Source organism: Cylindrospermum stagnale PCC 7417 (genome assembly GCF_000317535.1).
GTDB lineage: Bacteria > Cyanobacteriota > Cyanobacteriia > Cyanobacteriales > Nostocaceae > Cylindrospermum > Cylindrospermum stagnale.
This window is the reverse complement of the sequence record NC_020050.1, coordinates 175,315-200,825: the sequence shown is the minus strand read 5'-3', so window position 1 is coordinate 200,825 and position 25,511 is coordinate 175,315. Positions and strand designations below refer to the sequence as shown.

The window sequence follows — 25,511 nt, the reverse complement described above, 5'->3', positions numbered from 1 at the left end:
CATGTCTAAATCCTCTAAATTCCCTCAATCTCTACTGTTGCAATCACCGCTAGTGCGGTTGGCTTTCTTCGATAACTATACAATGGCACACCCTCGGTTAGAAGAAACCTTCAATTTACTCAAGCTTTTGGTTAGTAATTCTGGTGAATCACGAGTTATTTTTATTTACGGGCCAACTGGAGTTGGTAAAACAACCCTGCGGCTGCTGATTGAAAAGTGGCTGATTGAGACGAACCAACACGAATTAGAAGCTGACAGAGGTTGGTTGCCAGTTGCATCAGTTGAGGCAGTAGTTCAAAAATCTGGACTTTTCAATTCAAAAGATCATATCAAACGCTGCTTATTTGCCCTTCATGAACCATTAATTGACCAGAAAATAGACTATGGGACGCGAGGTATATATCGTAATAGCAATGGGCAAATTGTTATTGAATCAAAAGTTATTGAAACTGACTTGGGATGGGCATTAGAACAAGCTCTCAAGCATCGTAAACCCAAAATTTTTTTTATTGATGAAGCTCATCACATGCTGATGATAGCTTCCGGGCGCAAGCTCACAGATTTACCAGAAGCTATTAAGTCCCTTGCCAATAGAACAAGTGTTGTGCATGGGTTAGTTGGCACCTATGAACTGCTCACCTTACACGATGTAGGGGATCAATTGAGTCGGCGTAGTGCCTATGTACACTTTCCCCGCTACCGTGCTGACTGCACCCAGGACAGGGAGATATTTCAAAGCGTGGTGTGGGGTTTTCAACTGAATATGCCCCTTGTTGAGGAGCCGGATTTAGTTTCTCATTGGGATTACTGTTATGAGCGAAGTCTCGGCTGCGTAGGGATTCTCAAAAATTGGTTTCAGAATGCGCTCTTCGATGCCATGACTGAAGGTGCGAACACCGTTAAAATTCAACATTTAGAACGGCGTGCCCTATCTGTTGCCCAATGCCGGAACATTCTCAAGAAAATTAAGGAAGGTGAAAACAATCATGCACAAATTGAAGCAGAAGTTTCTCAACTGCGTGCAGAACTTGGTTTGCCATCTTTAGGAGCCGTTGCAGATGATTCGGAGTCACAGACATTGAAAACTCTACAATTAGGTACTCAAAAAGGACGTTTAAGAAGAAAACCTGGACAACCCAAACCCAAGCGGCATCAAGTAGGCAATCAGTAATATGCTCTCCGAGACGCTCAAACTTTACCCGTCGTGGGATATTGAGAAAACTGCCATCCCACAAAGAAGTCGCTTATATCATCTAGAGCCAATTGGTATAGGAACTCCTGATGTAGAAAGCTTAACAGGCTATGTGCAAAGACTTGCTCATGAACATTGCGTCACTGTTAGACGGTTGACTATAACCGAAATTGCCCCACTTATGGGCAAAGAAGCAAAATTGCAAGATGAAAGTATTAGCAAAGTATTTGGGACTGGCAGAGATAGAACAGCGTTTAATGGAACAGGGTTGATGGCAACTAATCTTGTGGGTGCAATGTCTGCTCTAACTAGGCGTTTGGACTTGCACTACCTTACCCTGTTACCTTGGGCGCAGGTCATTTCTAAAAGAGGCTTGCTCCGTCGTCACCGGGCTTGGTGTCCCAAATGCTACCAAGAATGGCATGACAATCACACAAGCGTTTATGAACCACTTCTCTGGTCTATCAATACTGCCCAAGTCTGTCCTTACCATCATCAACCGTTGCAAGAGCAGTGTCCTTACTGTCATCAACAACAACTGACAATTTCTGGGGACTCCCGAACCGGACACTGTAATAAATGTGGTAAATGGCTGGGAAATAACCGACACAAAACTGTTGTCACAAGCCAGATAAAGTCAGAAGCAGAACAGAATCGGCAATTGAATATAGTTAACAATTTGGGAGAGCTAGTTGCAGTAACACCTACTCTCAATTCTCCTCCTAATCTTCAGAAAGTTAGTAATACAATTTCTACCTACATTTTGCAAGTTTTGAAATCTAGTATCCCTGCATTTTCTCGGCAATCTGGGATGAATAAGGCAACAATTGGTTTGTGGTGTAAAGGAGAAGTAATACCTCAAATTGATAATCTTTTGGTTTTAACTCACTATTTGGAAATATCGCTGTTAGATTTCTTAACAACAGACGTATTATTAGCTGACTCAAAAAACATTTTTCTGGAAACGGAACTGAATGTAGTTAAGCAGCCAAGAAAATCTTATAAGCACTTAGATTTGGAGAGAAAACAAGTTTTAAATGTAGTTCTAACAGAGGTACTCAAGGAATATCTTGCACCTTCTTTGGAAAATGTGGCACTTCGTTTGAGATATCGTCCTTTAGTTCTACAATATCATTTTCCTTCTTTATGTGAGGAAATAAAAATTAGACATACTGAGTACAGAAAGGTAAGTCAACAGCAAAAAATACAACCTATTCTGGAAGCAGCACTCAAAGAATTTCCACCTCCTTCACTTCTTTCCATTAATCGACGACTTGGCTATAAAAATAACAGCTATTTATACCGATATTTCTCTGAACTTTCTCGCGAAATCTCTAAGCGGTATAAAGAGTACCAGAAAGCTAGTGGGCAAGAGAAAAGAGAACGCATATGCCAAGAAATTATTGATATTGCTCAATTTCTTCATGAAACAGGACACAAGCCGACTCAAGCTAGGGTGACTAAGCTTCTCACTAGGCCAGGAGTCATGCTGAGTTGGTATGCTAAGAAGACTTTACGTGATGTTCAAAGCTCTCTCGGCTATGAATGAACATGATCTATACCGGAATGAATGGCACGCTTGTTTATTTGGAAGCATAATTTTGCCGAAATCAATTGGAAGCATAAGCACGTAAAAACGGCAATCTTATCCTTCCACCGACAACAGTAATCTTTTCAGCCATTACGTGGCGGCTGGTGACAGCTTCGCTACTTTTACCCCAATTTATCCGTTGTTGTAGAGACGTTACATGGAAAGTCTCTACAAAATTTATTTGGCACAGCTTCACATAGAATTGGTATTAGAAACTCTATTTCTAGAGGAGTGTCAGATACATGACAGCTTTATGAGTCGTTACTGTTAAACCTGTCCAATAAATCCTTATGGGAGAAATTAGATAACTGCAACAGTAAAGAAATATACTCTATTTTCAGCTACATACTGAACATGAATGTTAACTTCATCTTAAATATGAACTATACTGGAGAAATACTGATTGGGCTAAGTTAGGTTAAGAAAAAGGAAAAAATTGAGTATGTTACTTGAACTCAACCAACTAATTGTTAAACCCGGTCATCAGTTGTTGATTAAAGATATCTCTTGGTCTGCATACAAACGTATTTTGGCAGAATTTGGAGAGCATCGCAATTATAAGATAGGTTACAGTCAAGGGGTGCTGGAAATAATGGCTCCATTACCAGAGCATGAAGTAGCTAAAGTTATTATTGGGGACTTGGTAAAAGCCTTATTAGAAGAACTCGATCTGGAATTTTGGAGTTTGGGTTCTACAACTTTTGATAGAGAAAACATGGATGCTGGGGTAGAGCCAGATGATTGTTTTTATATCCAAAATGAAGCTAGGGTTAGGGGACAAGATAGAATCAATTTAGAAACAGACCCGCCTCCAGATTTGGCCATTGAAATTGATATTACCTCCCGCACTCGTTTCAATAATTATCAAGCTTTAAGAGTACCGGAACTGTGGCGATGGAATGGAAGAAAGTTGGAAATAAACCTGTTAGTAGATGGTAAGTATGTAGAATCAAATACCAGTTCGATTTTTACAAATCTACCAATTTGTCAAGCAATTCCTAAATATTTGATGCTGAGTAAAACTGATGGTAGAAATGCGACAATGAAAGCATTTCGTGCGTGGGTTAGGCAGCAAATAGGAGCAATTTAGTTGCAATTATCAGAACTGCCTACTCGAAAAGATTGTGAATATAGGACTCATATTTGATTTAAAAAAAACTCGGTACACCTTAATCGTCTAGAATCCCTTTGCCTCTTGCATGAGTGCCTCTTGCCTGCCTATGCAAATAATTTCAGGAATCAAATATTATTCCTATAGTGGTAGAGAATATAGTGATGTTTTGCTGTTCAACTCTTGCCAAATAAGGTTTTCAGGCTTTAGTATCATTAGATATTTACCACTATCCTAAATAGAAGTAATCTTAGAGGTATTAAAAAATTTGGTTCAAAGTTCCCTTCAAATAAACCAATTTACAGATAACTGGAGTCATAAAATAGTCACTTATTTTCAATAATATCAGTACTGCTTAATCCTTATCCGAATCCGAGAAGTATGAGAATCTGTGTAGAAAGAGTCTGAACAAGGATTTTATAAGTTCGTAACGAATTAAATTAGGAAAGATTCTGCATTTTTCAGCATTTAAAACTGCTACAATTTTAGGCAAGGTAGCAACTAAGTTTTGAGGCTAACGCCTCATGCTTTGGGCAATGATATTTATGCAGTCCAATGGTTAAATCAAAAGCTACCAATAATTCTCATCGTACCAATCAATCTACAGCCAAAACTGCTGCTTCCAAACCTAAATCTGCCAAAGCTAAAGCAACTGATACTGACGCTTATGACTTTGAAGGAACAGAATTTGAAATAGACCCAGAACTATTCAATGATAATTATAACCAGGTTCGCAAACCGATTCTTCCCTATGGCATTGTCGTTAACGATAAACCTGCTGGACTTTTGATTCCAGAAGACCAGTTAGAAAAAGCTGGTTGGCTTGAAATGCCTGGAGAAGACGACCTAACTACTGTCACTTTAACTGAAGATGTTACCGGACTATTAATTACTGAAGGTCGGTTACTGGTTTTAGCTTTTGCACCAGAGTATATCCGCTATAAATCAGATGTTGAAGACTTGGGTGGTTCGTTTGTTGGACTTTATGATGATTATAAACATAGCCTTGACAAGAAAACGATGGATGTGTGTTCAGAACACGCACTAATGCTTCTTGATGACAAGAATCAGCCATTACATACTACTCCTGTTGTAGTCCGGTTTAAAAACGTGGCTCTTTGGAGTTTTAAATCAGTACGTGAGGAATTTTACCGTTCATTAGAGAAAACCTTCGCTGATTATTTCCAAGTGCCATTTAGTGGTAAAAGTGATAAATGGCGGAGTTTAGGTGTACTGGAAGTTGAGTTTAAAGCGGTAAAAGAAGGTGAAGGTAAGAATAAACACAACTGTTGCAAGACTGTAGCTTACACTAAACCCACAGTTGAAAATCTGCCGCAACTGTATTTGGGTACAGTCACAGCTAAAAGTTTAATTTGGCAACAACATAATGCGATCGCAGGTTTCAATGAACCGCAATCTCTACCTACTTTACCGGGAGAATCGGTATCTGTAGACGTGGAAGTCTTGCCACCAAACAAGAACAGGAACAAAACTCAAAGCGTCCGTAAATCTAAACCAGCAACCAAGCCACCTCGGAAAATTCAACTTATTGACGATGAAGATTTCCTTGATGAAACCGACGATTTGGAAGCTGAGTTAGACGTTGATGATTATGAGGAAGACGATGAACTGGATGATGAGGAATAGCCCAATGCAACTATAGTGCGGATAAAAATACCCTGCCTTAGCTAACAAGACCAGGACTTACGCAACTGGCACATTAGTAGGGTGCGTCAGATGTCAAAAATCTGTTTATTTGCCAGATTTATCGAGTCTGACGCACCCTACAATCGATGTTTATTGTGACACGCAGCTTTAGTCCTAAAGACTATGGCAGAGTTTTTTCCTAGCTGCGGTTTTAACCGTTGTTGGCACGAACTCCACTGTAATCAAGCCAAGTGGCTAGGCTACCCTAGGGAAAAAACTGTCCAAAATTGGTCAGCTAACGCTAGAGAGCGGCTTTCAGAATCTTGTTTTCACCCAATATCGTTCGGTTCACCAAAAATCGACCTTTTAGAATTCCCAAAAGGTCGATTCTTACGTTCAATTCTTGATAACCATGTCAATTATCAACCTGATCCGAACCGTATTGAGTGGCTTGGTTGCCGTTTGGCGATTTTCTTGTGAAAAGCTGACTATCAGCAAGTTGATAGCGATCGCCATTGAAACAAAAATTTAATTGGCGTAGTTGCTCTTGCTCTGTTTGCAGTACCTTAATGCACGGTAATGCCTGACCTCGGTTCTCTCCCACTTGTAATAAATGCTTACCTGGTGGCAGATTGGGATTCAAGTAACTCAAGAATACCTTAGTAATTGGTTGATTCTGTCTTAGCCAATAACCAGTATACAGGCATCCTAAAGCACCGCAAACATCAGGATTGTTAAAATTAAAAACTGTGAACTTGCCGTCTTTTCCTTCCACACTCCAAGCCAGTATATTTTTAGCAGATACTTTGGCATTCAACTCTGTATTTTCTACAATCACCTGTTCCACGACAGGAGTGGAAACAACGTTAACAGCTTTGTTCCAAGTAACGGTTGCCGCATTTAAGCTACAGCCCCCTAAGCTAATCAGAACCGAAAGCAGCAAAAAGATACTTAAACCAACGCGAAACCAATACACCCAGTAACGCACCCTCATGGGAGGTTCAGGTAATTGATATGCCGTTGTCTTCAGTTGTTGAGACTGGCTAGAAGAGACTAAAGAAGGAGAAACCCCCATTCTTTCCGCCGCTTGTCCTAACTGCATTTTTGAATGCAACTCAGCATCAAAAATTTCCTTTGTCTCTTGCTCATAGGATACAGAGGTTGTGGATAAATTAGTCATAAAAATCACTGTGTTAAGTATGGAAACCGCAACTTTTTAGAGCGCGGAGGAAACACTGCTCAGGCTAATTTATTTGTCGTGAAAAGTTATTTTCTACCTCTCCTTAAGAGGATATTTTAAAAGTCCTTGAAGGTATAATTCTACCCTTCCGACTTGGGTCAAACCCAACGTTAAATCAAGGTTTTAGCCATGTACTGAGATACGCCATTGTGCCCACCATAAGACAAAAAGACCCTTTTAAAACATCCTCTAACAGGATTTTGAGCATCGCTAAAGTATCTAGTACGTCACGGCGGAAATAAAGCTACCATTCAAAAAAAACAAAAAGCCTATATCATAAGCTTTGTGCATTTTGAATTTTAAATTCTGCGAAGCGTTACTAGAAGTGAAACTAGGAATGCAGGTCAACGTTCCGTTATCGCTGTTATTATTGTCATAGAGAGCTAAAGCAGTTTTGCCGTAATCTTTAAGGCTAAGACGACCAAAAACATCCGAGCTACTTGCATCAACTTTGCTGTAATCACCACCGAAATGCTTTTGAGCTACTCGTTCAATCAGACGTTTACCAGTAAATTGTTGTCCTGTCGTGGGGTCGATTTCCCCTTGAGTTACTTGAATTTTATTGGCTATATCAGCCATAAATGCCCTATCTTGGTCAGCGGTCGGAAAGAACTCAAACAGTTCAGCTTCAGTAGGTTTATAACCTTGTTTCACTCGCTTAAGAAACTCTTCACCTCCTGGCTTGGCAGCAATTAACCGCACTGCATAGGGGTTGTAACTCATGAACTGGTAGCGACCGAGAGCGCGACCACAGTTTAAACCGCCATCCGCGCAAGTATGCACACCGATAGCTTTGTAATCCCCACTACCAGCACTTTCAATTTGGGCAATTGCATTTCCTAGTAAGCGCAAATTAATACCGTAAAATGATTGATTGACAATAGGACGATTAGCACTGCTGAATGTGCAATGATTAATTTGACTTGTCACCGTGCTACTGTGACTAGGATTGCTTCGCACCTCCCTTTTTGCACCTGTTGGTGTAGAACTATTCTTGAGACTCTGCTTATTCCCAGTGTTTAAATTGCCCACAAACATCAAAGCATTAACCTTGTAGCTGAAAAAAGGAACAGGCCCGATAAAATAAGGTGTGCAACCCATTCGCCAAGCGCAGAAACGAAAGTATAAAGCCGTATCTACTGTATCTGTGGTTTCATCCGGTTCCATCACCACAACTTTAAAAGCTTTACCAAACGGTAAACGTCCTGTTGGTTCCCGACCGTTGTTAACTGCCTTCAGGATACCCCGTCCGCCCTCAACCTCTTGGTATTTCCCGGAAATCCACTGCTTACCTTCGAGTAAATTGCGATGGCGGAACGCCCACCTTCGGTGATCGCTACGACCTGCATTTTCCAAATCATCCAATTCTAAGTAAGCGCAGTATTTTTGGTTACAAGGCAGAGAAAACCCTTGCACGTCTGAACCTGAAATCGTGTTGTTACGCCGATTTTCTGCTGGCCCATAAACCCCATCAATCCGCATTACCAAGTTACCGATTTCAGTGATGGGATTAGGCATCGATGCTAAAGGCACTTGTCCCAAACCAGGAATATCCGAAACATTGCTATTCATCCAATTGGTAAAATCTTGGATTGGTACGGCGTCTAAATTAGGAATTGAAGAGATAGAAAACTTTGATAAGTCGATTTCTTCCAGCTTCATTTGCCCAACTTCATACTGTGCCAGCACCTGAGATAGTGTTAAATTAGATGCAGCAATTCCCTTAGATTTGAGTAGGGTGGTAACAGGTGCAATATCTTTTACTTCTGTCTGATCTAACCCTGGAACAACCTGAGCTAAATGACTTAATGTCTGCTCCCCGGCCAGGGGAAACTCACTCAAGGCAATTTCGTTTAAATTTGTACTATTAATGTCTGCGTTCGCCTCTGGTACTGTGCGTAGAGCAATTGCTTGCAAAGAAAACTCTTCTGTCTGCAATGCTTCACTGATATCTCCCAGCTTCAAATACTGGTCAGGAGTCATACCCACATTCCAAGTGCGACTCAGGTCATAACCCAGTGCTTGACTGTAGGGGCTGCCATCAATTGTACCAGATTGACTAATACCTGGCAGTTGACTAAGAGAAATGCGGCTCCAGTCTGGTAGCAAAACTTTAGTAGCGGGTAGTCGAGACTGAGGATTTGCAACTTCTACAATTCGAGTCGGTAAATTGCCATCACCAAATGTGTTGATTGTAGCTTGTGCAACAACACTGTAAATAATAAAACTAATGACAACTAAAACAAATATCCATGCCTTTGGAATGTTCATAATTCAGATTCTAAAATCACAATAATTACACCCGCTTAATTTGTTTTAATAAAACTAGACAGCCGAATCTAAAATCCTCTATGCTGCACAGAAATTAGGAGTGCATTTTGACGGGAATCATTAATAAAATTCTTGCAACAAATTGACTATCAAAACCCGCTGTTCAGGCGACATTTGTCTAGTTTTGTCCAGATAATTTCCCCAAATCCATCAGCAGAGTATTTGAGAGTATTTGATAGACTAATAACCAATTCGATTCAATTAATAAAATGGTAATTTGAGTTAAGTGATAGTGTAACCCAACAAAAGTTTTGATAATATTGGGTCTCCTGGCGTCAAACCAACCTATGCAAATGTTGATTTTAGTGTTTTAGCTGAATGGTATTGAAATCAAAACTATATTTGATCTCAATTGTGGAGTGTAAGTTTCAGTGAAAAAATGATTTATAGTAAGCATTCAGACGTCAGGTTATGCCTAGCAGCAGGTATGACAATATCTTATTCCTAACGGCAACGACGTGGTGTGCAGCAAAACAAAAAGGCTGAAATCTAACCAATGATAGCTAATTGCTTAGTATCAGGTTTCTTAGAGCAACACTTCTGAATTGAGCAATTACTGGGTATTAGCTGAGTGCTGATAGATGTTGACAGAGCCTGCCGTTAGGTATACTATGCTTACGATTTATAACTCTAACTCTGGCGATGCTGACTGTTGACGAGTCTTGGACTTGTACCCCGAACTAGAACTATATCCTGGTAATTGAGGATTGGGGTTAACAGCCGATTCGGTGTAAGATGTATCCCCAAAGTTAACTTCAAAAACATTCTCTTGATAACCATCCCTAAATTGGTCTGTTTGCCAGGGATTACTACTATCTCCTGAACTTGCTTTTTCAATACCGTAGCCTTCAGATTGATAGCCAGCGGCTGACTGATAACCACCACTGTCTTCATTATCGAGACTTTGCTTAAGTGTGGGTTCATTATTCATTGGTATCACCTAAAAAACTCCACTAATGCCAGCATAAAAGGATTCACCTAACCTCAGCATCAACCTATTGGACATGAAATTTTTAGCCGATTGGCTATTTTTGGTGATGCGCTTATATCGAGATGACAAATGGAGCAAATAAATTTTATTCCGCCAGAAATGATGGCTGCTATCAGTGATGCTCACAGTGCTAAACTGCCATCCAACACATTAAAAATGGTGCAAATTCTGGCAAGTTTAAACACACCTAAAGAATTATTAGCGTGCCTTTTGGAAATAGCTGAATTTTCCCTACACCATATTCGCTATCTAGCAGGCCCGTTAGTTATTCATGGCAGTTCCTGGAGTGACACTGTTCCCCAATGGCTCAAGTTTGCTTGTATTCAAGATCGTTTAGAACTGATTTGCACAGAATACGAACAAAATCAAGTTGGTGTTTCCAGTACACCTACAGAAGTTCTCACTTATATGATGCCTGCAACTTACGACGCACCTTTACATAGGGACTATGCTGACCTTTATCTTTGGGTTGGTAATGAAGTGCTAATCAAACACAATAAGTTACCACCTGGTTGCAACAGCTTTTTTGAATTAGTAGGTGATGGTGCTACCTACAGTGCTGGGGGTAATCGCGTTGTCCAATTCAATCAGGTTCAAAACGAGTTCAACTATTTGAGTAAGTCGATTCGACGCAGTGTAGTTAAACACGCAGCACAAGAGGGATGGGGTAAACGTCGTGTAAATGCCAAGCCAAATTTAGATTCGACCCAAAGCACTCCAACTTCTCAACCTTCATCAAATTCAACGGTGCAAATCAGCTTGTTCTAAAATTCACCATCTATCCCCAGTCTGGAATCTTAGATTGGGGATATTTGTGTTTAATAGAAGCTAACAGAAGCGAACGCTTCTTTAATTATGAATTAAATGGTCAACAAAGGTTACAAAACAAATAAGATGAATACTCAACAGATTTTGACTTTTCTCATCATTGGTATTACTACTTTATACGGCTGTTTGATGGTAATTGATTTAATTGGTAGATTGGTGTATTTATGGCATCAAGTTCCATTAAATTTACAATCTCCAACCATCAAAACAACATCTGCTCAATCTGATTTAGAATCTGGTGATACTGATAAACATATCAAGAGAGAACATGAACATCTACATCAAGAACCTAACTACTTGTCATTAGAACTAAAACCTGAGCCACAAAATTTTGTGAGCATTGACATAGACAAAATTGACCTACGGACAGCCAGAAAAATCGCTAGTGCCTTAAAAAAAGCTTCAAAACCAAATTCTGACTTAATTATCAAACAAAAAGTCAACGGTAAAAGCGTTCCGTTAGCCTGGTTGCAAGCACAAATTAAGCATCGTTTAGAGCTTGCACCAGAAATTATCACACCAATTATTAGAGAATTCGCTCCTACTGCTTTTACAATATCTGAACAACAGGATATTAAGCATTCCAACTTTGCAAAAGTAAGTAAGCGTCAAGCTAGCTAATCACATAACAAGAGGAATCTTTTATAGTAATCCTCTTTCATCACTTTTGGATAAATCTACGAATTTTTGTTTGAGGATACAGATAACGAAGATTTAAGGTTTGACTCTACTTTGATGAAAGAGGGTTATTACCTCTATTTGTTTCACCTTTTTATTCTCATGTATAACTAAAATTAGTGTTTTCTGTTGCCGATAAACAAGCTATCGCTCCTAGATGATAAATTAAAATTTAATTTGCTATGTCTAGAAGCTTAATCAATATAGATAATCCTAGCCATTCTGCACTGCGATACACTTTAGTATCCAATGTTTCAACTCTTAATTCTGCACTCAAACCTTTGTTTCAGGCAGAAGTTTTAGCCCTTGACTGTGAAACTACAGGACTCGACCCTCTTATTGACTCTATTAAACTGATTCAAATAGCTGCACCTAACTATCCGGTAGTGCTGATTGAGCTACCAGCTATTCCCAAAATAAATCGTTTGCTGCTCAAAAAATTGCTCAGTAACTCTGCTCTGAAAATTGCTCATAATGCCAAGTTTGACTGGCAATTTCTTAGCCAGGCAGGACTTCATCTCTCCGGTAGATTATTCGATACCCAACTTGCTTATAAAGTTTTGACATCCGGCTTAAAAACAAGCTCATCCTTACAAAATATAGTGCAAAAGCTACTACAGATTCAACTAGATAAAACTCAACAAATCAGCGATTGGTGTAAACCTCTAACCCAATCTCAATTGCAATATGCTGCCCTAGATGCTGCCATATTGCTTGACCTTTACCCAATTCTCGTCAAAAAATTAAAGCAGGCAAAGTTACTCAAAATTGCCCAACTAGAATTTCGATGTATGCCCGTTGTGGCTCAAATGGAACTTAATGGGATGCTATTTGACTTGTCCCGATGGCAAACGATAGGTGCAAAATTAGAGACTGAAAAAACAGATACTTTAAACCAACTTAAGCAACTGCGTATTGCTAGCTCTCAAATGTCCTTGCTACCAGAGCTAACAGATACAATAAATCCAAATTCACCGCAGCAAGTTCTAGCATCTCTCCAATCCCTTGGTATTCCATTACAATCAACTAACCAAAATGCATTAGTTCCTTTAGCTGCACATTATCCAATAATTCAAGCATTGCTGGATTACCGCCGTTTATCCAAAATTCTCGGCACTTTTACCGACAAACTACCCCAACATATCCACTCTAAAACTGGTAGAATTCATCCAAACTATTATCAATTAGGAGCTAGGTCTGGTAGATTTTCTTGTCGTAACCCACCGCTGCAAACTCTTCCCCGTGATGAAGCAGCTCGCAGCTGCTTTATTGCTGCCCCTGGCTACAAAATTATCAAAGCCGATTATTCCCAAATAGAACTACGAATTATGGCTCGGCTTAGTGGTGATCTAAAAATGTGCCGAGCCTATCGTCAGGGTGCTGACTTACATCGATTAACAGCATCTCTAGTAACCGGGAAATCCATCAATGAAGTGACCGAGGAAGACCGCAGACTAGCAAAAGCCATTAACTTTGGCTTGATTTTCGGTATGGGCGCTGCCAAACTCCAAATTTACGCCCAAGTAAAATATGGAGTGGCAATGACATTAGAACAAGCAAAAGCTTTCAGAAAACGATTCTTTGAGGCTTATCCTGGAATAGCTAGGTGGCATGAAAACATCAAACGTAAATACATCCAAGGCATTAAGGAAAGTCGTACACTAGCAGGTAGACGACGGAGATGGGCAAACAAGCCCCGACTATCAGAGCTACTTAACCATCCAGTACAAGGTTTAAATGCCGACATCAATAAATTAGCTATGGTAAAACTTTCAACGACCTTAGCTAAATTCGGAACAAAACTCATCTGTGTAAGACATGATGAAATTGTACTGGAATGTCCAGAAACTGAAGTTGACCAAGTTAGCCACATACTACACAATTGTATGGTTGCTGCTGCCCAAAAGTTTCTCAGCCATATTCCAGTTGTTATAGATATTAAAACATCAAATAGCTGGTAAGTGAACTACCCCAACTTGCCACCCATACTCGGCAAGTTTTGGGGGGAATCTTCTCTCCAAAAACGGTACACAACGCGCAACGCTTAAAGAACCACCATAATCTAAGCCTAATAGGAATTTAACCTGCATCCTCTTTGCCGTTAGTTATCATCCTGCTGTGTTTATCGGAATCAAACTGCTGGACAAACGCAGGTTAAATCATACCTATGTTAGCAAATTTTTGGCGGAAAGTCTATCGTAGTGGGTGGTTGACGGGGATAGTAATAGTTTTACTAGTTACCTTCAACACGCTATTTAGTGCAAAAGGTGCCACCACTGTTGAGGGTTTTGAAACTGGTTCAAAGGGCAGTTATGCAACGGCTGATGTCACCCTCAGCACAGGCGTGTGGAATTTAGATGATGCTTTGATTGGTAATTTAGCAGCCGATGCTAAAAGCGGAACCCAATCTGTCCGCATCCGCAACAGCGGCAAAGCAACGATGAAGTTTAACCGTACCACCGGGGCTGGTACAGTAACCATTAAACACGGCAAGTATGGTAGTGATGCTAGTACCAATTGGAGTTTGTGGTGTTCTACTAATAGCGGTGGTTCATGGTCGCAAGTAGGTTCCACAGTTGCCACTAGTTCCACAACACTAGCCACAGCAACTTTTACGCCGAATCTATCTGGCACGGTGCGCTGTGAAGTCCGCAAGACTGATGGCACTACCAATAGAACCAACATTGATGATATTACTATCACTGATTACGGGACTTCTGGTGGTGGTAGTGCAAGTGTACATTTAACTATGGGTAATCCCAGCGGTGCGGTAACTAGCACTTCCTATCCTGGGAATTACCTGATGGAAAAAGCCCAGTACGCGCTATCGTACAACAACACTACGAGAATCCCTAACTGGGTGTCGTGGCAATTAAATAATTCTTGGTTAGGAACTACACCCCGCCAAGATGATTTTCGCAATGATACTACCTTGCCCAGTGGTTGGTATCAGGTGCTGGCAACTGATTATCAAGGTAGCGGATTTGATAGGGGACACATGACTCCTTCCGGCGACCGAACCAGCACAGTTGCTGTTAACTCCAGTACGTTTCTGATGACAAACATGATTCCCCAAGCACCCGATAACAATCAGGGCCCTTGGGCAATACTGGAAGGCTACGCTAGGGATTTGGTAGCTCAAGGCAAGGAGCTTTATATAATCTCTGGTGGTTACGGTGTTGGAGGTACAGGTTCCAATGGTTCTGCCAGCACAATCGCTAGTGGCAAAATCCAAGTGCCTGCAAGAACCTGGAAGGTCATCGTTGTCTTAGACACTCCAGGGTCTGGGGTAAGTGGGGTGACGACAAACACACGGGTTATTGCTGTTGATATGCCCAATGCACAAGGCATCAGAAACAACGACTGGAAAACCTACCGAGTTTCTGTTGATTCAATTGAAGGTAACACTGGCTATAACTTTTTAACCAATGTTCCTGTATCTACTCAAGATATGATTGAGGCAAGAGTAGATAATTTGTAACTCTTAATTATTTCACATTTTTAAGCCTGTCACGTTCAAGAACAGGCTTTTTTATTTATTTGTGCATTTTGAATTTTGAATTGTTCAGGACTTACGCATGATAACGGTTTTATAGGGGTTTGGGATGGCGTCGTCAGCCTCGCAGTGACAGAAATGCAGTTGTGCGTAAGTCCTGTTCTTTAACGATTTACCAATGTTTTGGATTTTTTATTAGAAATAAAATGTTAAACTTTTAATAACTATGTTTCTACAACTTTTGTAGCCAGCCCCGCTAGGTCATTAGATGCAGTTTTTCCAACTATGTAGACATCAATGCTAATGGTTCCTACACGGTAAACACTAATATCACTTAACTCAGATTTTATTGTATCTACTAAAATTTTGAATTGCTTAACTTGTTCTTTTAGCTGCTCATTATGCCACTCTTTTTCTACTGCACAGTTGCGGAAGAAATAATCTATATCCACTATTTCAACAGGTGCATCTTGAGAATGACCAGTCAGTTCTAAAAGTTTTGCAGGGGTTAAAGCCTCTTGAACCGTACCTTTCCAAGAAACTACTTTAAAAGGATAGTCAGACTCGCTCATCATTAACAGACCAGCGCTGGCTTGCTCCAATTTTTGGACAACTTCGGTAGTCATTGGTTATTGGTTGTTAGCAACGTCTACAATTTATCACATCTAGACTTTTACTCCATGCGTCTTTAGTAGGTAATTAAGGTGCAATTGGCGCTCGACTCACGAGAAAGGTGATGGTGCAAAGTGCCCGACGATATAGCTGTTACCCTTCTCTCTCCCAAAGCAATCACCAAGGATATTATGACGGTTTTGGGTTACACTTTTCTTTCGTATTCCACAACTATAACTATTTTGTCTGATGAATAATCAACTCTTGAAGGATAAATTACAAGCGCTACTTAAGAAGATTCAACCTAACGGTGATGGTTCTCCTGTGACTAATTTGAAGCTAGATAAAACTTTAGCCGCAGAAATTGAACAATTGACAACGGAACTAGAAAGTCTCAATCCTCATCCTCAACCTCTCCTCCATGCTACTGCTTTGTTAGAAGGGTCTTGGCAACTGCAATACTCCACCGCTAGAGAAATTCGTTCTTTAGATTTTCTGCCATTGGGTTTACGGGTGGGTAAGGTTTATCAAGTGATTAATATTGCAGACAAACTGTTTTTTAATTTAGCTCAAGTTACCCATCCTCTGGGGCTAGTATCGGGATATGTTAAGGTGACAGCTAGCTTTGAGCCTGCGATAAATGATATATCAGGTTTAGCAGATAAACGGATTAATGTTGATTTTGATAAGCGTTATTTAGCAATTGAAAAGATTCTCGGCATAGATACGCCTAAATTAAATCCATTTAAGGTTGTAGCGGCGAATAATTCTCAAGGTAGAGTTGCTACTCTCGATATTACTTATTTAGATGAAACTTTACGAATTGGGCGTGGTGGAGATGAAAGTTTATTTATTCTGAATAAAACTAATGGTCTACCAAATTCCTTGGGTGATGGCAAGAGATGTTATTAAAAATTTAGCAGACACAAGCAATCCTGACTGATTTTTTCAACTAACTATGCTTTGATTAAGGTAGACAGCAAAAACCGCTCACTATATTTAGCGGCAGAGAAGGCGGGGAGAGAATGGATTTATCAGGGTAATTGATTTTTGGTGGTGCTGCAAATCATTCTTAGGGGATGGAGCGCGATGGTGCAAAGCGATCGCCTACCCGCCCGCTATTCCTCAAAGGAGAATATAACTGACTAATGACTCTATTTACTGAATTATGGGCAGCAAATAAAGACTTGGCCCTAGCTTGCCTAGAGCATCCCTTTGTACAGGGTATTGGTGATGGTACTTTGGAGCCTGATAAATTTGCCTACTACGTTGGACAAGATGCTTTTTTCTTGGAAGCTTTTGCTCGTGCTTACAGTGTAGCTGCTGCTAAAGCGCCAGACTGGCTAGGGTTTACTACATTTCACAACCTAGCTGGTGGAGTTATGGAAGAACTACGTCTACATGAAGGCTATGCTACTCAGTGGGGAGTCAATTTGCGCTCAGTAGAACCGGGAACCGCCACCCGTCGCTACACTGACTTTTTGTTAGCTACTGCTTGGGGTGGAGACGTGGGTTTAACGGCTGCGGCGATGTCCCCCTGTATGCGTTTGTATGCTTTTTTGGGAGAGCAGTTAGCTGTTGATAACATCCCCAATCACTCCTATGCAGACTGGATTCGCACTTACAGCAGTGCAGACTTTCAACCGCTGGCACAACAATTAGAAAGTTTAGTCGAAAATTACGCTAGTGCTACAACATTAGTCTACTCAACATACCGCTACGCTATGCTTTGTGAGCGTGACTTTTTTCAAGCTGCGTGGGCAGGTTAGACGAGCTATGGAAACTTGCTATAGAGGGCCAGGAAAAAATGAGATGATTGCTGTTGCCCAACCGTTTCAGGGTGGTTGCAGGCATAGTCACCGTTTGAACCTTTATTCCAGGTTACTTTTCCCTCAATCGTTTGCGGTAATCCCAAGGCTTGGACATTCCGGTTTTTCCCCATACACCAGCACCATTGGCGATTCCTGCGGAGCGCTGAGTGCAGGGCATCCCGTTAGGGATACGCTATCGCTATCTTTTCAGCATTTTCAAAAGCATCGTGGTTGGGGCAATTAAGAGCATACTTACTATCAAAGTAAGCATTACCAGATTTGAGCATTTCTTCTTGGAAGCTCAACTCAATTCCCAAAGGATCGGAAACGTCAGCCACTACCTCAGCCACAGTTCGCCCATAAGGGTCTGTTCCCACAGGTATGATAATTATTTGGTTCTTTGCCTTCGCCACCAGCGATCGCAGTTTCACAAAAGCCTCATTACCGTGAGGTTGCCCTGGCTGGTTTGGGAAATTTTCTTAGGGGAAACGAGGAAAGAGGGGGCGATATCTTGCAACTGAAATCTATTTTCGGGAATTTGCATAAAGAGTTGATTTAGCTCTGATAAGTACACAGACAACTCTCTTCATAGCAAGTTGTAGCCTCTCTTTTGGTTGTTAAATGTTTTTCTCTGGAAAAAGATTAAACAGCTTAATATGCGACGGTCAATTTTGTGGTATCTATGGGTTATTTTTATTATTGAAAAGCAGTTATTAATTTATCTAAAATTATTGACTTGTTCAAAAATTTTCAGTAAATTTATCTAAGAAAGATAAATTTTACTGCAAATTTTATGGCAAATCCAACCATCACAGTAACACGCAAAGATAATGGATTGGCTGAGTACACATTTACTGACGGAAGTAAAATAATCACAGGAAGTGGCTTTTGGGATGATGCTACTCCTTGGGCTGCTGGAGATTACAAAGCTAGCTATTGGTTATTTGAAAGATTTTCTAGTTCTTTTCGTTTTGGAACGCCGACAAATCCTGATCCAATACCAAACCGTAAATCAATTGTTTTTCATCGTGGAATAAATACTGGTAATACCGAAGGATGCCTTGTTGATGCCGATGATTTTGTAGGCAGAGTATATGAATATTTACGAGTCCAAGATTTAGCACCAGAATATCCAGCAATGCTGGCAAGTCGAGTAACTAATGATTATTATAATAAAAGCTGGACCCCAATAGATATAAAAGTAACCGATGACTTCAGCTATGGTGTTCAGCTTTCCATAAACGGTGGTAAGTCAAGTTATATTGAGGGCGAAGATATCTTACTCGAAATTTCCCTGACGGGTCCTGGTGCTGCTAGTGGGCTATCAAAAGATATTTGGTTTCATCTTGATTTTAGCGGCACAGGCAGTTTTAAATCCGATTTAAAGTCAAATAGTTTAGCTAGTCTGCCATCCCCAGCAAGAAGTTTGGGCTTAGAAAATGATAACCAATGGATAAAACTTAGTGCTGGTCAGCAAAAAGTAACTGTTGCTCTTAGTTCTATTTTCGACGATTTAAAAGAGGAGACAGAAACATTCAAAGTGACTATTGATAACTATGTCATTCGTAGAGAATCTAATATTTCAGGAGTAGTTTTTTATAAATCAGAAGGATCTTTTCCCATTAATGGTAGTAATGATATTATTAATTTTGACTTAAAAAATCAAGAAAAAATATTTGACAAACTTATAGAAAGTGGCAGTCAAGGAAACTTTACATTTACTGCACCAGTTGCGCCCAAACAAATTATTACAGGTCAATTTACATCATATTCTATTCCAGACAGACTAATTATTAAAGATGGTAATACAACCCTCCTTGATACAGGAACTGTTAGTGTTACTGGAATGCCAATTGATTTTAGAATCCCTGATAATAGTAAAGGTAATATTACTGTTACAGTCCAGGCTGCTTTAGGCGGGACACTTTGGAACTTTTCCTTAGTTTCAGGCGGGTTTGCACCCAGAAATCAACGATTACTAAATAATTTTTCACCTCTTTTGTTAGAAGAACCAGAACCATTAGCTGTAACTCCAGAGGCTAAGTCTATTCAACCAGAGCGGGTAGATAATACATATACTAGCTCTATTGTTAGTGAAGGTGAAGTTTATCTGGAAGCTAAGTCTATTCAACCAGAGCGGGTAGATAATACATATACTAGCTCTATTGTTAGTGAAGGTGAAGCTTATCTGGAAGCTAAGTCTATTCAACCAGAGCGGGTAGTTAATACATATACTAGCTCTATTGTTAGTGAAGGTGAAGCTTATCTGGAAGCTAAGTCTATTCAACCAGAGTGGGTAGTTAATACATATACTAGCTCTGTTCTTACTGAAGGTAAAGTTTATGATACCGGGCAAGCCATCAGATTCAGTATTAATCGGAATGGCGATACAAATCAGACAGAAGAAATCGGATGGCGTGTCAAACCTACAGGAGATAGTCCAATATCCGCAAATGATTTTGAGTCTGGTACTCTGCCTGAAGGTGTACTGACTTTATTACCTAGTGTTCAGACAACCGTTGATATACATTTTGAAGGTTTGGATACAACTGGTTTATCACAAGAAGTTTTGGATATAATTGGACCTATTAATGATTACTGGGGTCTAAAACAAGACGGGTTACAAGAAGGAGAAGAAACCTGGACAATAGAGTTATTTGCTCCATCTACTGGTAATATTATTCCTGCTTCTTTTAATGGCAATTCTGTTTTCAGCGTCCGCGATGATTTTTTCTTTGTTGAACCTGAAACAGGAACTGATGATGGAGAACTCTTAGAGGGAGATAATCTTTCTAATATTATCTTTGGTTCTGGTGGAGACGATACTATTAATGGGAACGCGGGTAATGACACTCTGTACGGTGATAATGGTGATGATATCATTAACGGTGGTATAGGTGATGACATTATTGACAGTGGCTTTGGCAATGATACTATTGATGGGGGCGCTGGAAATGATACTTTACGTATTTCCCGTCCCCAATCAAAAATATCGCTGATAAAGCAGTCTAATAGTTCTTATCTTTTACAAGATTTAAGTGATGTTAGTCTTGGTATTGATGTATTGAAATCTATTGAAACTATAGAGTTCAGTGATGGAACAATCCAGCTCGATACGAAAACTGAAATTCTTGGTACGTCAGGTCGTGATGAACTGACTGGCACTTTAAATAGCGATCACCTCATCGGCTTACAAGGTGCAGATAAACTTACAGGTGGTGGCGGTAATGACCAATTTGTCTACACTAGCATTCGCGATCGCGGAGACACGATTACAGATTTTGAGGTTGGCAAGGATAATATTGTCTTCACTCAACTGCTCGATAGCCTAGTTGCAGGTGGCTACAACGGCACTAACGCCATAGCTGATAACTATGTGAAAGTTGTGCTGGGTAATAGTGCTAGCAATTTCAGCGTGCAAATTGACAGTGATGGACTCGCTGCTGGTGATATCTTCAGACCTTTTATCACGGTGAACTTAACAAATCCAGGCATCCTCGATAGCCCCAGCAACTTCGCGTTTTAGGGCTTTACTTTACCCTCTAAGTTTTCCTTTACTTTGGATGGTAATAGAAAGGCTTGTATCTAGACGTAGATTTACACACAACCTATTTCAGTTTAACTGTAGGAGTTTGATATGTTAATTACAACTTTTATGCCACGAAAAATTCACAAGGCTGTGATTTTCAGCTTGTTGAGTTTGAGCAGCTTCACCATTGTCTCCCCCTCTTTTGCTGCCAGTCTTGATTTGAGTAGTTGGGGCAGGTCAGGTGATGTTATTGCAGTTCCTAGTAAGGTGACGCTAACCAATGCCTTTGCCGATGGCAGTGATGACGCTTACAACTACAATGTCTCCAGCAATGACTCAACTTATATTAACTCCCTAGAAACTTTTTTAGGTCTCAATTCAGGAGACCTTGGTTTTGATGCTACCGAAGGTTCTGCTATCAAGAAAACTTTTAATATTCTGGCTGGGGATGTTATCAGTTTCGACTATTCCTTCTTAACCTATGATACTTTCTCCAGTGATCGTGCTTTTGTGACAATTAGCAACTCAGTTATCCCTCTAACCGGAAATTCTTCTTTTAGCTATACCTTTGCCAACTCTGGTAATTATAACGTGGGCATCGGTGTGATCGATGTAATTGATAATATTGGCTCCTCAAAATTAACGGTGACGAATACTGTTTATCAAACAGTACCTGAACCTTCAACTATCCTCGGTTCTATTTTGGCTGGCTGCTTTGGAGTTATGTTAAAAAGAAAATAAATAAAAAATTTTAGCCAAATAACTGGACTTTAGACTAAGAAGCACAAAATAACTCAGGGAAGCTGAGTTGAGAAGAACCAAAGTAAAAAAGTAGAAAAGTTACAAATCAAGCATGTTTCTGTTCAGCTTTACGTAAAGAAGTACGCTTTTTAACGATTGCAATACCTCTGCCAATTTACGAGGGTTCAACGCCTGTAGAAACGGAATGAATACGTCCGTTTTTTTGACTTTTGTAGGCATTGAGCCGAGATCCCTGCAAATGCGGAAATAGGGGCTAGAAAAGCTTGTTATATATAGCTTTCAGCGTTTTGAGGAACTCCTGTTTTACGCAATTATAGGAAGGCAACAAGGAGTCAGAATTTAGTACGCTTTTACTAAAAAAGTGGTTTTTACTCTCTCAAATACCAAATTTCACCCAAATGTTGGTATTTGAGAGCAGAGTAACATTGATTTTTTAGGGGTTTTGGGTATAAGGAAAGAGACTATTCAATCATCAAAAGTTGGTAAAAGTCAAAATCAATAGTGTAAATTCCCCAAAAACAGCCGCGAGCGAGCGCCGTAGGCGGGCGGAACGCCATCGCAACTAACAGTCCTTAAACACCAGATATTTCAAGCGTTACAGCAATTATGTACCCTTGATGCTCCCATATTCACCGACTATTTGTTGCGGCAATTTATATCAGCTTTCGTGCCGCATCAGTAGACATCACCTCATCAAGAGTACGAAGTGGCGATTGGCATACGGTTGTGCCGGAGGCAATCGCCTAAAATGGTTGTGAGCAATTGATTTAATGCTGTGGCTCAACCCCATGCCTGTTGCAATTAACTCTGTTTCAGCTTGCGTTTGAGTGAACCAATACCGAAAGCAGCAAAACCTAATAAACTAGGCACGAAAAACGGTTCAGGAACTGTTGCCACATTTGAGGGTTCCAAAGTAAGGTTGTCTAAGGCAAAATATGCTGGAGTATTTAGACCAAATAGCCCAATATCTGAAGAAGTGACTGCGAAAGAAAGCCTTGTGGCTCCTCCCAAACTCGATAGATCCACAAAATTCCATGTATCAACAAGATAGTCTTGTGAATTATCTGTAAAACGGTAATCTGCTAGATAAAAATCGACGCTACCTGTTTGTTGATTTGCAGCATCAAGACCCGTAATGTTCAATAGAAAAAAGTCAGGGTCGTTACCGCTAGCACCACCAAACTTTTTGGCAAACTGGTCTCCGTTAAGTATTGATAAGGCGGCATAAGTTGTATTGGTAATTTGAGCCGACTTAGCACTTAAACCTGTTGGTAAATCGATATAAGCACTGCCAGGATTGAAGGTAAAAGCAACTCCATAGTTACTCGAACCATTAAAGCCACCTCCAGTATAAGCACTATATTGGTTAAGGTATCCTGGTGTGGTCGTATTAGTAGTGTTGGAATAAGACCACCCAGACCAGCTTTGATATGTTGAGTTGTAGTTGTTGTTGAAAAATGCGCCTTGACTTGTGAAACCGCCAGCATTATCAGCACCATTGTAGAAAGATTCTGATGAAAGGGTTAAATCTTCAAAATCAACGACTTGTGCAGAAGATGCTGATGGCGAAGCTACAGTTGCTAAACAAAAAACCGGTAAGAAATAGAGCCATTTAATTTTCATAAAGTTTTTCTCCATACAACCTATACAAATTGTACCGTGGCGGGCGCGATGGCGCAGATTGCCTAATATTACCAGTTTAATTTGCTTTCTTAATTGTGGGAATGTCTAATTTATTAGTAGTACAAAATAACTACTACGATCTTTTTTCAGAAATTTGCATAAAGAGTTGATTTAGCCCTGATAAGTACACAGACAACTCTGTTCATAGCAAGTTGTGGCCTCTCTTTCGGCGGTTAAATGTTTTTCTCTGGAAAAAGATTAAACAGCTTAATAGACGACGGTCAATTTTGTGCTATCTATGGGTTATTTTTATGATTGAAAATAGACATCAATTTATCTAAAATTTATAATTTTGCGGTATTTGCTGAGGGGTATTTACTGAGAAACGATGAAATATCTGCGTAAAGTTTCATAAACTATTTGTCGTGATTACTCATAATTGCAACTATTGTTTTGTGTGATATATCACTTGTTAAATTAAGTCTTGAGGCAGATGACAATCAAACTTTTGGTGGTCAAACAGCCGGAAATCGGGAGACTGATACGTGAGTTTCGCACCTTGACTGGACTTACACAAGAGCAGTTTGCAGCACATATAGGTGTCACTTACCCCACAATTAACCGTTGGGAGAATGGACACTATAAACCATCACCTATGGCAATGGAAAAGATTTACCAGAAGCTACAGGAATTTGGTGAACAAGGTCAGGATTTAAAGCAGAAGTATTTTGGCTAATCGAGGTAATTCATCTGAGGAGTGAGGATGGCAGAGCGTTTATTACAGCTTGGTGATGTAAGAACTATAAACAGTCCGGAAAAAATAGCTGCTCTGTTTCAAAAACTGGGTTACAACTCTGCTGCCCAACTGCTAAATACAGAAGACCTTCAATTATCATCCCGTAGTTTTGAGGCAATTTATCACTCTTACATGATTGCCAATCAAGGTAATAGTGAACTACAAGTTTTGTTGTTTCACCTCAAACCAGAGGAGTGGAATTCTCCCAGTAAAGCTAGTGGTCGAATGAAAGCGATCGCTAACAGTGTATGTCAGCGTCCGACTGATTTTCTACTGCTGGGAACCAAAGACTACAAGCAACTAATGCTGGTCAATCCGCGCCGTGACTTTGATAAGCAGCAGATGAGCGCCAAAATCGGCATTAGAAAACTGTTGATTGACCGCATCAACCCCACTAATTACGACCGCGATAGATTAGAAGCGATCGCAGTTCGTAGTTTCAACCCCAAGGAACTGTATCAGGTTCAGTGTGAAGCCTTTGATGTTGATAAGCTGACTAAAAGCTTTTACAGAGGCTACAGGACTTTGTTTGAAAAGGTTCAGACAGTTATCAAGCAGTATAACCCAGACCCTTATTTTGAAGACTCCAGCCGCCTACATCAATTCTCTCAGCGCCTCATGGGGAGAATTATGTTTCTCTACTTCCTTCAGAAAAAAGAATTTTTAGCAGGGGATAGGCGATTTTTAACGCAACAGTACAAGCAACTCAAGCCAGAACCAGATGATACCAACTACTATGCAGACTTATTAGAAGAACTATTCTTTGAGACTCTGAATAAAGAACGCCCCAACTTTGCATCAGATTGGGGAAAGATTCCTTATCTCAACGGTGGTCTGTTTGACAGGGACTATGGGGAAGGAGTTAAAGACGCAGCAGGTAGAGTTACGCCGGCGCAAATTGAGTTACCCAACTCTTTGTTTGACCCCAGTGAAGAAAATAGCATTTTAGGATTTTTCAACGATTACAACTTTACCGTTGCTGAGAACGTTGCTGATGATGAGGATGTAGCCGTTGACCCTGAGATGTTGGGTAAGGTGTTTGAGAATATGCTGGTCGCTGAAGAAAGGGGGCAAAGCGGGGTATTGCAACGATTCGTAAAAAATTCCGCCATATTGAGTGAAATGGTTACACACAAAGGATTGTAGATATATTCAGTCCGTCCAAAAAGATTCAAATCTCTGGGGAGACATTTGCGTGTAACGCACGGTGTGGTGAATATTCTTGTGTCCCAAGTAATCTTGAATTGCTCTGGTATCATGACCCTGGGCTGCT

At 40.2% G+C, this 25,511-nt stretch carries 20 protein-coding genes and 1 pseudogene; 14 read left to right on the top strand and 7 right to left on the bottom strand.

Translation table 11 applies throughout. The features are described from left to right. Position 1 precedes the first annotated feature (1 nt). From CYLST_RS30425 to CYLST_RS30410, 4 genes are all read left to right on the top strand, one after another. The gene (locus CYLST_RS30425; RefSeq protein WP_015207965.1) at positions 2-1,171 is read left to right on the top strand and encodes an AAA family ATPase; all 1,170 of its coding nucleotides are present in this window, start codon (positions 2-4) and stop codon (positions 1,169-1,171) included. Position 1,172: 1 nt separating this feature from the next. Further along, positions 1,173-2,741 (top strand): TniQ family protein, encoded by a 1,569-nt coding sequence (locus tag CYLST_RS30420; protein WP_015207966.1) that lies wholly within the window; start codon positions 1,173-1,175, stop codon positions 2,739-2,741. Between the two features lie 484 nt (positions 2,742-3,225). Next, positions 3,226-3,873 carry a Uma2 family endonuclease gene (locus CYLST_RS30415; RefSeq protein ID WP_015328381.1) on the top strand — a complete coding sequence of 216 codons (648 nt, stop codon included), beginning with the start codon at positions 3,226-3,228 and terminating at the stop codon, positions 3,871-3,873. A gap of 576 nt (positions 3,874-4,449) precedes the next feature. Beyond that, positions 4,450-5,541, top strand: a complete 1,092-nt coding sequence (locus CYLST_RS30410; protein ID WP_015328380.1) for a DUF5895 domain-containing protein — start codon at positions 4,450-4,452, stop codon at positions 5,539-5,541. 415 nt (positions 5,542-5,956) lie between these two features. Here CYLST_RS30410 and CYLST_RS30405 read toward each other — a convergent pair whose 3' ends face one another. The 3 genes from CYLST_RS30405 to CYLST_RS30395 form a co-directional block, all read right to left on the bottom strand. Further along, positions 5,957-6,721: a hypothetical protein gene (locus CYLST_RS30405; RefSeq protein WP_015328378.1), complete on the bottom strand. Its 765-nt coding sequence runs from the start codon at positions 6,719-6,721 to the stop codon at positions 5,957-5,959. Positions 6,722-7,000: 279 nt separating this feature from the next. Beyond that, complete coding sequence (locus tag CYLST_RS30400; protein WP_015328377.1) at positions 7,001-9,052, bottom strand: hypothetical protein; 2,052 nt, start codon at positions 9,050-9,052, stop codon at positions 7,001-7,003. A 682-nt stretch (positions 9,053-9,734) separates the two neighbouring features. After that, positions 9,735-10,043, bottom strand: a complete 309-nt coding sequence (locus CYLST_RS30395; RefSeq protein ID WP_015328376.1) for a hypothetical protein — start codon at positions 10,041-10,043, stop codon at positions 9,735-9,737. 129 nt (positions 10,044-10,172) lie between these two features. Between CYLST_RS30395 and CYLST_RS30390 the strand changes: the two genes are divergently transcribed. From CYLST_RS30390 to CYLST_RS30375, 4 genes are all read left to right on the top strand, one after another. Then, on the top strand, positions 10,173-10,871 hold the full coding sequence (locus CYLST_RS30390; protein ID WP_015328375.1) for a hypothetical protein: 699 nt from the start codon (positions 10,173-10,175) through the stop codon (positions 10,869-10,871). Between the two features lie 126 nt (positions 10,872-10,997). Beyond that, positions 10,998-11,552 (top strand): hypothetical protein, encoded by a 555-nt coding sequence (locus CYLST_RS32655; protein WP_157162741.1) that lies wholly within the window; start codon positions 10,998-11,000, stop codon positions 11,550-11,552. A 239-nt stretch (positions 11,553-11,791) separates the two neighbouring features. Beyond that, positions 11,792-13,570, top strand: coding sequence for a bifunctional 3'-5' exonuclease/DNA polymerase (locus CYLST_RS30380; protein ID WP_015328373.1), 1,779 nt, complete (start codon positions 11,792-11,794; stop codon positions 13,568-13,570). A 206-nt stretch (positions 13,571-13,776) separates the two neighbouring features. Continuing rightward, positions 13,777-15,090, top strand: a complete 1,314-nt coding sequence (locus CYLST_RS30375) for a DNA/RNA non-specific endonuclease (protein ID WP_015328372.1) — start codon at positions 13,777-13,779, stop codon at positions 15,088-15,090. A gap of 239 nt (positions 15,091-15,329) precedes the next feature. Here the strand turns inward: CYLST_RS30375 and CYLST_RS30370 are convergent, their stop codons facing one another. Next, positions 15,330-15,731 carry a nuclease A inhibitor family protein gene (locus CYLST_RS30370; protein WP_015328371.1) on the bottom strand — a complete coding sequence of 134 codons (402 nt, stop codon included), beginning with the start codon at positions 15,729-15,731 and terminating at the stop codon, positions 15,330-15,332. A gap of 235 nt (positions 15,732-15,966) precedes the next feature. Between CYLST_RS30370 and CYLST_RS30365 the strand changes: the two genes are divergently transcribed. Both CYLST_RS30365 and CYLST_RS30360 read left to right on the top strand, forming a co-directional pair. Next, positions 15,967-16,629, top strand: coding sequence for a PAP/fibrillin family protein (locus CYLST_RS30365; protein WP_015328370.1), 663 nt, complete (start codon positions 15,967-15,969; stop codon positions 16,627-16,629). Positions 16,630-16,865: 236 nt separating this feature from the next. Then, positions 16,866-17,486, top strand: a complete 621-nt coding sequence (locus tag CYLST_RS30360) for a TenA family protein (RefSeq protein WP_015328369.1) — start codon at positions 16,866-16,868, stop codon at positions 17,484-17,486. A gap of 224 nt (positions 17,487-17,710) precedes the next feature. Here the strand turns inward: CYLST_RS30360 and CYLST_RS30355 are convergent. Beyond that, a pseudogene (locus CYLST_RS30355) lies at positions 17,711-17,986 on the bottom strand (thermonuclease family protein); the annotation flags it as partial. A 335-nt stretch (positions 17,987-18,321) separates the two neighbouring features. Between CYLST_RS30355 and CYLST_RS36235 the strand changes: the two are divergent. Together CYLST_RS36235 and CYLST_RS30345 are read left to right on the top strand one after the other, a co-directional pair. Beyond that, positions 18,322-21,054, top strand: coding sequence for a calcium-binding protein (locus tag CYLST_RS36235; RefSeq protein WP_015328368.1), 2,733 nt, complete (start codon positions 18,322-18,324; stop codon positions 21,052-21,054). Positions 21,055-21,165: 111 nt separating this feature from the next. Further along, positions 21,166-21,798 carry a PEP-CTERM sorting domain-containing protein gene (locus CYLST_RS30345; protein ID WP_015328367.1) on the top strand — a complete coding sequence of 211 codons (633 nt, stop codon included), beginning with the start codon at positions 21,166-21,168 and terminating at the stop codon, positions 21,796-21,798. 822 nt (positions 21,799-22,620) lie between these two features. Here CYLST_RS30345 and CYLST_RS30340 read toward each other — a convergent pair. Further along, positions 22,621-23,442, bottom strand: a complete 822-nt coding sequence (locus CYLST_RS30340; RefSeq protein ID WP_015328366.1) for a DUF4465 domain-containing protein — start codon at positions 23,440-23,442, stop codon at positions 22,621-22,623. A 493-nt stretch (positions 23,443-23,935) separates the two neighbouring features. Here CYLST_RS30340 and CYLST_RS30335 point away from each other — a divergent pair, with 493 nt between their 5' ends. After that, positions 23,936-24,178 (top strand): helix-turn-helix domain-containing protein, encoded by a 243-nt coding sequence (locus CYLST_RS30335; RefSeq protein WP_015328365.1) that lies wholly within the window; start codon positions 23,936-23,938, stop codon positions 24,176-24,178. A 27-nt stretch (positions 24,179-24,205) separates the two neighbouring features. Further along, a complete protein-coding gene (locus tag CYLST_RS30330; RefSeq protein ID WP_015328364.1) occupies positions 24,206-25,384 on the top strand; it encodes a hypothetical protein in 1,179 nt (392 codons plus the stop codon). A gap of 6 nt (positions 25,385-25,390) precedes the next feature. Here CYLST_RS30330 and CYLST_RS33890 read toward each other — a convergent pair. After that, on the bottom strand, positions 25,391-25,511 hold a 121-nt coding region (locus CYLST_RS33890), incomplete at its 5' end, for a tyrosine-type recombinase/integrase (RefSeq protein WP_015328363.1).